The sequence below is a fragment of the Pseudomonas sp. Z5-35 genome, assembly GCF_051131945.1.
Classification (GTDB): domain Bacteria; phylum Pseudomonadota; class Gammaproteobacteria; order Pseudomonadales; family Pseudomonadaceae; genus Aquipseudomonas; species Aquipseudomonas marvdashtae.
In genome coordinates this window covers 1,286,986-1,298,447 of record NZ_CP071640.1, presented here as the reverse complement: position 1 = coordinate 1,298,447, position 11,462 = coordinate 1,286,986, and the positions used below count along the sequence as shown (strand labels likewise).

Annotated in this window: 9 protein-coding genes; 5 read left to right on the top strand and 4 right to left on the bottom strand. The window is 61.7% G+C overall.

The window, feature by feature from the left end; all coding sequences use genetic code 11:
• The first annotated feature begins 89 nt into the window (after positions 1-89).
• Positions 90-1,007 carry a transcriptional regulator MetR gene (metR, locus tag J3P95_RS06090; protein WP_434578290.1) on the top strand — a complete coding sequence of 306 codons (918 nt, stop codon included), beginning with the start codon at positions 90-92 and terminating at the stop codon, positions 1,005-1,007.
• Between the two features lie 166 nt (positions 1,008-1,173).
• Here metR and J3P95_RS06085 read toward each other — a convergent pair whose 3' ends face one another.
• The 4 genes from J3P95_RS06085 to J3P95_RS06070 form a co-directional block, all read right to left on the bottom strand.
• Positions 1,174-1,671: a GNAT family N-acetyltransferase gene (locus J3P95_RS06085; RefSeq protein ID WP_434561503.1), complete on the bottom strand. Its 498-nt coding sequence runs from the start codon at positions 1,669-1,671 to the stop codon at positions 1,174-1,176.
• Positions 1,668-2,306 carry a LysE family translocator gene (locus J3P95_RS06080; protein WP_434578292.1) on the bottom strand — a complete coding sequence of 213 codons (639 nt, stop codon included), beginning with the start codon at positions 2,304-2,306 and terminating at the stop codon, positions 1,668-1,670. Before J3P95_RS06080 ends, J3P95_RS06085 begins: the two co-directional genes overlap by 4 nt.
• 17 nt (positions 2,307-2,323) lie before the next feature.
• A complete protein-coding gene (locus J3P95_RS06075) occupies positions 2,324-2,740 on the bottom strand; it encodes an NUDIX hydrolase (protein WP_434578293.1) in 417 nt (138 codons plus the stop codon).
• Positions 2,741-2,844: 104 nt separating this feature from the next.
• Positions 2,845-4,212, bottom strand: a complete 1,368-nt coding sequence (locus J3P95_RS06070; RefSeq protein WP_434561497.1) for an HD domain-containing phosphohydrolase — start codon at positions 4,210-4,212, stop codon at positions 2,845-2,847.
• Between the two features lie 227 nt (positions 4,213-4,439).
• Between J3P95_RS06070 and J3P95_RS06065 the strand changes: the two genes are divergently transcribed.
• The 4 genes from J3P95_RS06065 to J3P95_RS06050 are packed head-to-tail and all read left to right on the top strand — an operon-like array spanning position 4,440 to position 11,418.
• Positions 4,440-6,731: a GGDEF/EAL domain-containing response regulator gene (locus tag J3P95_RS06065; protein ID WP_434578295.1), complete on the top strand. Its 2,292-nt coding sequence runs from the start codon at positions 4,440-4,442 to the stop codon at positions 6,729-6,731.
• Positions 6,728-8,602, top strand: a complete 1,875-nt coding sequence (locus J3P95_RS06060; RefSeq protein ID WP_434578296.1) for an EAL domain-containing protein — start codon at positions 6,728-6,730, stop codon at positions 8,600-8,602. The genes J3P95_RS06065 and J3P95_RS06060 overlap by 4 nt, the downstream gene beginning before the upstream one ends.
• 42 nt (positions 8,603-8,644) lie before the next feature.
• The gene (locus J3P95_RS06055) at positions 8,645-9,619 is read left to right on the top strand and encodes a cytochrome-c peroxidase (RefSeq protein ID WP_434561491.1); all 975 of its coding nucleotides are present in this window, start codon (positions 8,645-8,647) and stop codon (positions 9,617-9,619) included.
• A complete protein-coding gene (locus tag J3P95_RS06050; protein ID WP_434561489.1) occupies positions 9,616-11,418 on the top strand; it encodes a DAHL domain-containing protein in 1,803 nt (600 codons plus the stop codon). Before J3P95_RS06055 ends, J3P95_RS06050 begins: the two co-directional genes overlap by 4 nt.
• The last annotated feature ends 44 nt before the right edge of the window (positions 11,419-11,462 follow it).

Here is an 11,462-nt window from a genome sequence, read left to right as displayed (position 1 = left end):
AGATGGCGCCATTGTCGACAGCCAGGCCTACATGAGACAAACTCAACCTTTTCGTGTTGATCACAAGTTTTATTCATGGAGCAACCCCGGTGCTTGAACTCCGTCACCTCAAGACCCTGCACGCCCTGCGTGAAGCCGACAGCCTGGTGGAGGCCGCCGAACGCCTGCACCTGACCCAGTCAGCGCTGTCCCACCAGTTCAAGGAACTGGAGGAGCGCCTGGGCATCCAGTTATTCGTGCGCAAGACCAAACCGGTACGATTCACCAGCGCCGGCCTGCGCCTGTTGCAACTGGCCGACGCCACCCTGCCCTTGTTGCGCGGCGCCGAACGGGACATCGCTCGGCTGGCCGGCGGCACCGCCGGGCGTTTGCACATGGCGATCGAATGTCACAGTTGCTTCCAATGGCTGATGCCCACCATCGACCAGTTTCGCGATGCCTGGCCGGAAGTCGAACTGGACCTGGCTTCGGGCTTCGCCTTCGCCCCGCTGCCGGCCCTGGCCCGTGGCGACCTCGACCTGGTGGTGACTTCCGACCCGCTGGAACTGGCCGGCATCACCTATGTGCCGCTGTTCACCTACGAAGCGATGCTCGCGGTGGCCAACCAGCACCGACTGGTGGGCAAGGCGTACATCGTGCCCGAAGACCTGGTCAGCGAAACCCTGATCACCTACCCGGTGGAACGCGATCGGTTGGACATCTTCACCCGCTTCCTCGAACCAGCCGACATCGAACCGGCCCAGGTCCGTACCTCGGAGCTGACGGTGATGATGATGCAACTGGTGGCCAGCGGCCGAGGCGTGTGCGGCATGCCGCATTGGGCGCTGCATGAATACAGCTCACGGGGCTATGTGAAGGCCAAGCGACTGGGGGAGAAAGGCTTGTTTGCCACGCTGTACGCGGCGGTGCGCACCGACATGCTCGATGCGCCGTACATGCGCGATTTCTTGCTGACGGCCAAGGACACGTCGTTCTCGACCCTCGACGGTGTCAGTGCCGTTCGCTGACCGCTTTTTGTGGCGAGGGAGCTTGCTCCCGCTCGATTGCGTAGCGATTGCGTAGCGATTGCAAAAGAATGGGGCCGCTACGCAGCCCAGCGGGAGCAAGCTCCCTCGCCACAAAAGCTCGACAATTCCAGGCTCTCAAAGCTTGGCAACCCATATCTGGGGCAAGTTAAAGCTCCAGCCACATATGAATTTTGTCGAAATACTCTTCGCCCACACGAATCGCCATCGGTTCGAGCCCGTAGAGCACGAAACCGCAGCGCTGGTAGAGCTTGACGGCCGGGTCGTTGCCGGCGGTGACGGTCAGTTGCACCAGCCGCAGGAAGGCATGGCGACGGGCTTCGTTGAGGGCTGACTGCACCAGTTGTTCGCCAAGCCCTCCGTGGCGAAGGCCTTCGGCAACGTACATGCCGAACAGCGTCGCCTTGTGCCGGGCCTTCAACCGAGGCTCCAGGGCCAGGCCGACGATACCGACCAGTTCGTCCGCCACGAACGCCCCGAGGATCACATCGACCCGGCTGGTCAGGCGCGATTCCCACCAATTGATGGGCAGCGCCGCCCGTTCGCTGGTGCTCGAGGTGAAGGCTTGTGGATGCAGCTCATAGGCCTGGAGCATCAGCTCGCGATACGCCAGTGCATCACCCGCTTTCAGCCGCCGGATGCTCACGCCGAACGCCGTTGCTCAAGCATGAGCCGCAGCGCCAACGCACCCAGCACGAACCCCATGCAGTAACGCTGCGCCGCCAGCCAGGTCGGGTTGTGGACGAACCAAGAGGCAATCCCGGCGGCGAACAGGGCGATCAGCAAGTTGACGCTGAAACTGACGCTGATCTGGGTCAGCCCGAGGATGATGCTCTGGGTGAACAGCGAGCCGTGTTCCGGGCTGATGAACTGCGGGAACACCGAGAGATAGAACACCGCGATCTTCGGATTCAGGGCGCTGGTCAGAAAGCCCATGGTGATCAGTTTGCGCGTCGAGTCCGCGGGCAACTGCCGGGCCTGGAACGGCGAGCGCGCGCCCGGCTTCAAGGCCTGCCAAGCCAGCCACAACAGGTAAAGCGCACCCGCCCATTTCAGCACTTCATAGGCCATCGGCACGGCCAGGAACACCGCCGTCAGCCCCGCCGCTGCCGCGAACATGTGCACGAAAAAGCCCGCCACCACACCCAGCAAGGACGTGACGCCGGCCTTGCGGCCCTGGCAGATGGAACGGGAAATCAGGTAGATCATGTTCGGGCCGGGCGTGAGCACCATCAGCAACGCAGCAGCGGCGAAAATCAGCAGGTCCGGCAAGGGAATCATGGGCGTCAGTCCTTGAATCAGCAGGTTGCGAGGCAGTGGCTTCGATAAAACGGCAGGATTACCTCGCCTGTCAGTGGCGCCAGCAGCAGGTCGCTGGCGCCGAGCGGATCGATCCAGCGGACTTCTTCAATCTCGGCGGCGGGGACAGCCGGGGCGTCGCTGTTCAGCAAAAACACCTCGGCGCGCACGGTAAAACCCGGCTCGTTGGCGGCCGGTGCGCTGAACTGCCCCAAGTAGCGGGCCTGTACCGGATCGATCGCGAGCCCAAGCTCTTCCTCCAGTTCGCGAGCCAGCGCCTGCAGCGGTTGCTCATGCGGCTCGATCTTGCCACCGGGCTGCATGAAGGCCAAGGTGCCGCGCTTACGCACCAACAGGGTCCGACCGTCCGGGCCGATGAGCAGAGCGGCGGCGATACGGATGAGAGAAGTGGTCATGTTCAACAATCTCGGGCAGGAAATGCCGGGCAGATTACAGATCGCGGCAGCAGGCGCAAAGCCCGTCGTCGCATCTGCAATCAACGCCTTCCACCAGAGGCGTCTCAACCCAGCATCGGCTTCGGCGCCGTAGGGTCCGCCTCCTCTTCGGGGATCTTGACGAACACGCTGTAGCGCGCCCCTTCCATCGCTTCGAAGGCGATGAGTTTCTCGATCAGCGGCCCGCTCAAGACCTTGCCGGCGTTGAGCAACAGCATGCCATTGTCGGCATTGAGGTTGCGCGCCAGGACCATGCCGGCCGCCAGCTCGCGGGTGGTCGCGACCTTCACCGTCGGGTCGGACAAGGTCACGTCTTCCAGGTACTCGGCACAGGCCTTGATGAAATCCTCGACCATGTTTGGGTCGTACAGCTTGCCGGTGTAGTTGCGGATGTAGACCAGCGCTTCGTCGCTGTTCATCTGCCGCTCCAGGATCAACCCGCGCTGCAACTCGATGAAGTCCACCGCCAGTTTCAACAGGCGCGAGCCAAACGGAATGGCCTCGCCCTTGAGGTGCTCGGGGAAACCGCTGCCGTCCCAACGCTCCTGGTGATGACGGATGATGCGCGCCGCGTCCTTCATCGGGTCCAGGGTCATCAGCAGCGACTCGCTCTGCTTCGGATAGGCCCGGTACAGATCAAGTTCAGTGTGGTGCAACATGTCGGCCGGCGTGACCATCATGTTGTCGGTCCAGCTCAGCTTGCCAATGTTGTAGAGCGCGGCGGCCATGGTCAGGTCGCGGTCGGTGGACTCGTCGAGAAAGTTGAGCCGGCTGTAGACGCGGATCAGCTCGATGATCTGCCGGTTGGTCTGCTTGGCTTTAGGCAGGCGCAGGTTGGCGATCAACGAAAACACTTCGGTACTGGTCACATAGCTGCGCTTGAGCTCGTCGTAGGCCAGGTCAAGCATGTCGGCGGTCTGTTGCAATTCGGAGGTGCGAGACGCCACGCGTTTTTCCAGGGTGGCGTTGAGGGTCTTGAGTTGCTGGTTCTGCTCGCGGTTCAGCGCTTCGAGGCGCTGGCGCTCGCTTTCCGAATGCTGGTGGGCCAGGGCCTGACGCAGGGCCTGCACCAGTTCTTCATCATTCCAGGGCTTGCTGAGGTAGCGATAGAGCTGCCCCTCGTTGATCGCCTTGGTCATCATGTCGACATCGGCGTAGCCGGTCAGCAGGATGCGCAAGGTCGATGGATACAGCCTGCGGATTTCAGCCAGCAGCGTGGCGCCGTCCATGTTGGGCATGCGTGCGTCGGTCATGACCAGGTCGACCGGCCGCTCCTTGAGGATTTCCAGCGCCTTGGCACCGCTGTCGGCCAGCAGGATTTCATACGGCTGGCTGCGCAACAGCCGGCGCAGGCTGTTGAGAATCGACTCTTCATCATCGACCAGCAACACCGTCGGCTTCGTGACCGGAACGTTTGACGCTTGATCTTCCATTGGCACCCCCTCCTATTGACGACCACCGTTCTACCTTACCCCTGAGAGACAGGCTAGTAGATCACCGACATTTAGACATATTTTGCCACCACCCCACCGCACGCTTCCGATGAGCCGACTATGCTGTACCCCATGAAGGGCCAAGTACAGGCCGAATGCTCATGCCAGCGAAAGGGATATCAGATGTTCCCACGGTTCTACAGTCAGCATCATGACGGTGCACGGCCATGAGCCTGCCGATGGACAGATCCAATCGGCGGATCCTGATCGTCGATGACACGCCGACGATCCATGAAGATTTTCGCAAGATCCTCAGCCCTCAAGCGGCCCCGGAAGACAGCCTGAGCAGCGCCGAAGAAGCGCTGTTCGGCGCCCCCGTGGCCGTTTCCGTTCAGAATTTCGAGCTCGATTCGGCCTTCCAGGGCATGGAAGCCTTGAATAAAGTGGAAACGGCCCTGGCCCAGGGCCAGCCCTTCGCCATGGCCTTCATCGACATGCGCATGCCGCCGGGTTGGGACGGCCTTGAAACCATCGAGCGGCTGTGGCGCGTCGACCCCAAGCTGCAAGTGGCCCTATGCACCGCTTACTCGGATTATTCCTGGGAGGACATCGCCGATCGCCTGGAACTGGGCGATCGCCTGCTGATCCTGAAAAAGCCCTTTGATGCGATCGAGATCCGCCAGATGGCCAGTACGTTGACCGTCAAATGGCAGATGACCGAAGACGCGGCGTTGAAAATGGACATGCTCGAGCGGGCCGTGGAGGAACGTACCCGGGAACTGGCCGACGCCAATATCATCGTGCAGAACAGCCCGACCATCCTCTATCGCCTGCGCGGCGAACCACCGTTCCCGTTGATGTACATCTCCCACAACATCACCAAGTTCGGCCATGTCGCGGCGCAGTTGATCAGCTCACCCGATTGGGCGCAGACCTTGATCCATACTGACGACCAGAGCAAGGTCCAGGAAGCCATGGTCCGCGTCCTGGACCGTGACACGGCGGGGGCGTCCATCGAGTTTCGCATGCGCACTGGCGACGGCGCGTTCCGCTGGGTCGAGAACCGCTACATTCCGGTGCGCAACGAGCAAGGCCTGTTGCTGGAAGTCGAAGGCATCATCCTCGACATCACCGAACGCCGGCTGGCCGAGGAAAAAATCGCCTTGCTGGCCCGCACCGACGGCCTGACCGGGCTCGCCAACCGCGCCACCATGATCGAGCGGCTGCACCAAGCCTTCGCCGGCGCGCGCCGGGGGGCCGCGCCGTTCGCGATGTTCTACCTGGACCTGGATCACTTCAAGCGCATCAACGACACGCTGGGGCACCCCATCGGCGACCTGCTGTTGCAGGAAGTCGCCGCACGGATCAAGGCCTGCACCCGGGAAAACGACGTGGTGGCACGCCTGGGCGGCGACGAATTCGCCATCCTGCAACTGGACGTCCACGAAGCGACCCACTGCGCCGCGCTGGCGGCCAAGATCCGCGACGCGCTGGTGGCGCCCTATTCGCTGGACGGCAATGACGTTCGCATTTCCGTGAGCATCGGCATCAGCCTGTACACCGCGCAAAGCCAAAGCGCCGACAGCTTGATGGCCCAATCCGACATGGCCCTTTACCGCTCCAAGGAAAAGGGCCGCAACCAGTACCATTTCCACAACGAGGAGATTAACCAGGAAGTGACCGACCGGGTCGCCCTGGCCAACGACCTGCGCCACGCCATCGAGCACAACGAGCTGAAATTGCATTACCTGCCGGAAGTCGACCTCGGCACTGGCAAAATCCTCGGCATGGGCGTGCAGGTGCGCTGGAACCACCCCCGACAGGGCTGGCTGGAACCGGCGGCGTTCATGCCAGCGGCGGAAAAGACCGGGATCATCATCGGCCTCGGCCATTGGGTGCTGGACCAGGCCTGCCAGCAGATGCGCCAGTGGCGCGACCAGGGCGTGGCGCCACCGGTGATTGCCATTGACTTGTCGCTGACCCAGCTCAAGACCGGCCCGGAACTGATCTATGACGTGCTGCGCACCACCGCCCGCTGGGAGCTGGCGCCGTGGGACCTGCGCTTTGACGTCACCGAAGCGACCCTGGCCCAGACCAAATGGACCCACAACGACGTGCTGCCGCGCCTGTGCGAACTGGGCGTGCAGGTCGCCATCGATGATTTCGGCACCGAGTATTCATCCTTCGATTACCTCAAGACCTACCGGGTCAACCACCTCAAGCTCGCCCAGCGGTTTCTCGACAGCGCCAATGACGATCCGGAGAACGCCACGACCTTGCGGGCCATCATCAACTTCGCCCGGGACGTGGGCATCGGCATCATTGCCGAAGGCGTCGAGACCCAGGAACAACGCACCACCCTGATGTCCAGCGGCGGCTCGATGCAGGCCCAGGGGCATTACTTCAGCACCGTGGTCGACAGCGACCAGGCGGCCGCCTTGCTCAAGGCCGGCACCATCGTCCCGGTGACGGATCATTGGACCCGGCCGGCAAGCGAGCTATCGGAGAGCAATCCATGAACCCTATGTCGGTACCTGCCAACCGGCGAATCCTGGTGGTGGACGACACGCCCGCCATTCACCAGGACTTTCGCAAGATCCTCAGCCCCGGCGCTGGCAATGACGACTCGCTGGACGACACCGAAAGCCTGCTGTTCGGCACCCCGCAGGTCAGTCGACTGCAATTTGAGATCGACTCGGCCTACCAGGGTGAAGAAGCCTTGGAACTGGTCAAGCGTGCCCAGGCCGAGGGCCAGCCTTACGCGCTGGTGTTCGCCGACATGCGCATGCCGCCGGGCTGGGACGGCCTGCAAACCATCGAGCAATTGTGGAAAGCCGACCCGCGCCTGCAGATCGCCCTGTGCACCGCGTATTCGGATTATTCCTGGGAAACCATGTCCGAACGCATCGAGTTCGACGATCAGTTGCTGATCCTGAAGAAACCGTTCGACACCCTGGAAATTCGCCAGATGGCCAGTGCCATGACCTGGAAATGGCAACTGGCGCAGGACGCCGCGCGAAAAATGCGCAGCCTGGAGCGCACCATTGAAGAGCGCGTCCAGGAACTGCTTAAAGTCTCGCACCTGCTGCAATACGACGTGCTCACCGAGCTGCCCAACAGCATGTTGCTCGGTGATCGCCTGACCCAGGCCCTGGCCCAATGTCGCCGGCACGATCGGCAGCTGGCGGTGATGTTCATCGGCCTGGACCGCTTCAAGCGCATCAACAATGCGCTGGGCCATCCGGTCGGCGATGAATTGCTCAAGCGCGTGGCGCGGACGCTGGCAACGGTGGTGCGCGAATCCGACTCGGTGTTTCGCTACGGTTCCGACGAATTCGTAGTGATCCTCGGGGACATCGCCGACCCACAACTGACCAAGGGCGTGGCGGAAAAACTGCTGGCGGCCATCAACGCTCCACACCCCATCGACGGCCATGACCTGACGGTAACGGCGAGCCTGGGCATCAGCGTTTATCCAACCGACGGCTTCGATGCCGTGGCGCTGATCAAGAAAGCCGAGACGGCCATGCGCAACGTCAAGGAAAGCGGCCCCAACGATTACGGTTTTTTTACCGAAGACATGAACCGCCGGGCCCGCCAGCAACAGACCATCGAATCCGGTCTGCGCCTGGCCCTGCAACGCAAGGAATTCGTGCTGCACTACCAACCCAAGCTCGACCTGACGAACGGCAGGGTGGTCGGTGCCGAGGCCCTGGTGCGCTGGAACCGTCCCGACCAAGGCCTCGTCTTCCCGTCGGATTTCATCCCGGTGGCCGAGGACAGTGGGCTGATCGTGCCGCTCAGCCAGTGGGTGCTCCAGGAAGCCTGCCAGCAGGCTTGTCGCTGGCAAGCCGAGGGCATGCGGCCGCTGTATTTGTCGGTCAACGTCTCGGCAATCGACTTTCGCCAGCGCGGTTTTGTCGATGGCATCGCACGCACCCTCAAGGAAACCGGCCTGGACCCGACACAGTTAGAACTGGAGATCACCGAAAGCGTGCTCATGCAGAACATCGATACGACCGTCGCCACGCTCAAGGCCATCAAACAGCTGGGGGTACGACTGGCCATCGATGATTTCGGCACCGGCTATTCGAGCCTGAGCTACCTGCAAAAATTTCCGGTGGATGTGTTGAAGATCGACCAGTCATTCGTCGGCGACCTGAGCATCGACAGCAACGACGCCAAGCTGGTGAGCACCATCATCAGCCTGGGCCGGAGCTTGCACTTGCACATCATTGCCGAGGGCGTGGAGACCCGCGAGCAATTGGAATTCCTCAAGCGCCACCAGTGCGAGGAAGCCCAAGGTTATTACTTCAGCAAGGCCGTGGAGCCGCAAGCCTTCAGCCAATGGATGGCCGAATGGGAACAACGCCCGAACCCGCTTTCATGAGCATCCGGGTTCATCAACCAGAGTTTCAAAGGAAAGCACTCCATGGCGTCACACGGATTGATTCTGGCTCTCGGCCTGCTGGTGGGATGGATGCCGGTGGGTTGGAGTGTAACCGCCCACGCCGAGCCACTGGACGAACCGCTCAAGCCGCTGCCTCCCGTTCCGGCACTGGACCCCAAACGGGTCCAACTGGGCCAACGCCTGTTCAATGACCCGCGCCTCTCCGTCAACAACACCCTGTCCTGCGCCAGCTGCCATCGCCTGGACAAGGGAGGCGCCGACGACAAGCCCATGTCCGTGGGTTTCGATGGCAAACCGGTCGAGGTCAATACGCCCACGGTGTTCAATGCCAGCCTGAACTTCCACCAGTTCTGGGACGGCCGCGCCGATACGCTGGAAGAACAGGTCCATCTGGTCGTGACCAGCCCGGTGGAAATGGGCAGCACCTGGGAGTCGGTGGTCAAGCGCATCGCCGATGACCCCGGCTATACCAAGGATTTCAAGGCCGCCTATCCCGATGGCGTGACCAAACCCAATGTCCAGGGCGCATTGGCCGCCTACGAGCGCACCTTGCAGACGCCCAATTCGCGTTTCGATCAATACCTGCTGGGCGACACCGACATCCTCACGCCCCGGGAAAAATTCGGCTACCAGCGTTTCAAGGAGTACGGCTGCATCGCCTGCCACCAAGGCGTGAATATTGGCGGCAACATGTTCCAGAAATTCGGGATCATGGGCGACTACATCAATGACCGGGGCAACCCCACCCGGGCCGACGAAGGACGCTTCAACGTCACCGGCGATGAAGCGGATCGCCAGGTTTTCAAAGTGCCCAGCCTGCGCAACGTGGCCGTCACCGCCCCGTATTTCCATGATGGGTCGGCGCCGACCCTGGAGCGCGCGGTAGAGGTCATGTTCAAGTATCAACTGGGTCGTGAGCCCCTCAAGAACGATACGACCCTGATCGTCGAGTTCCTCAGGACACTGACCGGCGAATCGGAGGGCAAGCCCCTATGACCACTCTGCGTCGTCTCGGTCTTGCGTTCATCGGCCTGTTGCTGGCTTCGGTCCTGCTGTTCATGTACGTCAATTCCGGTGCCCAGCAGGCCGCCTCGTACATCGAATCCCGGGACCTGATCCGCCTGCTCAAGCAGCAGGACGCGATCTGGGACAACGAGGTGCTCAAGGCGCGGATTGCCCTGAGCCACAATTACGATCCACTGGTCTCGCCGCTGCAGGAGATGGCGCGCCTGTGGCAGCGCCTGGACGCCATCGAATCGGAGCCGGGCCGCCACGGGCCGTCACTCTGGGAGACCCAGCGCAACGCGTACCTCAAGGCGGTCAAGGAAAAAACCCGCTTGGTGGAACAGTTCAAATCCCATAACGCGGTGCTGCGCAATTCCCTGGCCTTCCTGCCCACTGGCGAGGACGACATCCAGGGCCAATTCGCTCGGCTGCCTGACACCTACAGGCTGGAGTTGCAGAACGTTGCCATCGACACCTACGACCTGTTGCTCAGCAGCATGGAGTTCGCCCAGCTCGGCTCCCCCGAGATAGCCGCCGAGGTATTGCTGGGTTTGAACCAGCTGGACGTCAACAAAGAGCGCCTGCCCACGGGGCTGCTCAACTCCATCGAAGTGCTGCGCAGACACATTGGGGTGATCCTGCGCGAACAGCCAAAGGTCAACGAACTCTTACTCGGAATCGGCGCCATCCCCGTGGCCGATCATCTGGATACCATCACCCACCTGCTGGAGAAAGACCAGGAAAAAGCCGCCGCCAAATACGAGCGCAACCACGTTTACCTGTTGGTGTTCGCCACGCTTTTGGTGCTGATCCTGATCTGGCTGGCGATCCGGTTGATTCGCAGCTTCGCCGAGATCAAGCGGGTCAACAACGCCCTGCAAACCGCCAACGACGAACTTGAACAACGCGTCGAAGAACGCACCCGCCAACTCAAGGACACCCAGAGCGAACTGATGGACACCGCCCGCCAGGCCGGCATGGCGGAGATCGCCACCAACGTGTTGCACAACGTCGGCAACGTGCTCAATAGCGTGAACATATCCGCCGACCTTGTCAGCCGCAAACTGCGCAGCAGCAAGGCCCTGGGCCTGGGCAAGGCGATGAACCTGATCAACGAACACAACCACGACCTGGGGCACTTCCTCACCGAAGATGAAAAAGGCAAGCTGCTGCCCGGCTACCTCAATCAATTGGTGGAGGCCATCGCGGTGGAACAGCAAGGCATGACCGATGAACTGGCCCAACTGAGCAAGAGCGTGGACCACATCAAGGACATCGTTTCCACCCAGCAATCCTACGCCGGCGCCAACAGCCTGATGGAACCGCTGGTGATCAGCGAATTGCTCGAGGACGCCCTGCGCATGAACTCCGGCGCCCTGACCCGCCACCACGTGACGGTGCTCAAGGAATACGGCGAGGTGCCGCGGATCATGGGCGACAAGCACCGCTTGTTGCTGATCCTGATCAACCTGATCAGCAACGCCAAGTACGCCATGGGGGGCGTTTCCAACCATGCGCGAAACATGACGCTCAAGGCCGCCGTCGTGGACGGCGAGACGTTGCAGATCAGCGTCAAGGACGAAGGCGAAGGGATCCCGGCGGACAACATGACGCGCATCTTCGCCCACGGCTTTACCACCCGTAAGGACGGCCACGGGTTCGGCCTGCACAGTTGCGCACTGGCAGCGATAGAAATGAACGGCCAGCTCACCGCACACAGTGACGGGCCAGGAACCGGGGCAACCTTCGTCCTGCAACTGCCCTTGAAACTCGCGGAGGGTGAGCCATGAACAGCATCAGCAACCGGCGCATCCTCCTGATCGACGACACGCCC

What these genes read in the sequence shown, in the direction of transcription:
- J3P95_RS06080 (WP_434578292.1), bottom strand. Translation starts at nt 2,306, where the DNA reads ATGATTCCCTTGCCGGACCTGCTGATTTTCGCCGCTGCTGCGTTGCTG.
- J3P95_RS06075 (WP_434578293.1), bottom strand. Translation starts at nt 2,740, where the DNA reads ATGACCACTTCTCTCATCCGTATCGCCGCCGCTCTGCTCATCGGCCCG.
- J3P95_RS06070 (WP_434561497.1), bottom strand. Translation starts at nt 4,212, where the DNA reads ATGGAAGATCAAGCGTCAAACGTTCCGGTCACGAAGCCGACGGTGTTG.
- J3P95_RS06065 (WP_434578295.1), top strand. Translation starts at nt 4,440, where the DNA reads ATGAGCCTGCCGATGGACAGATCCAATCGGCGGATCCTGATCGTCGAT.
- J3P95_RS06060 (WP_434578296.1), top strand. Translation starts at nt 6,728, where the DNA reads ATGAACCCTATGTCGGTACCTGCCAACCGGCGAATCCTGGTGGTGGAC.
- J3P95_RS06055 (WP_434561491.1), top strand. Translation starts at nt 8,645, where the DNA reads ATGGCGTCACACGGATTGATTCTGGCTCTCGGCCTGCTGGTGGGATGG.
- J3P95_RS06050 (WP_434561489.1), top strand. Translation starts at nt 9,616, where the DNA reads ATGACCACTCTGCGTCGTCTCGGTCTTGCGTTCATCGGCCTGTTGCTG.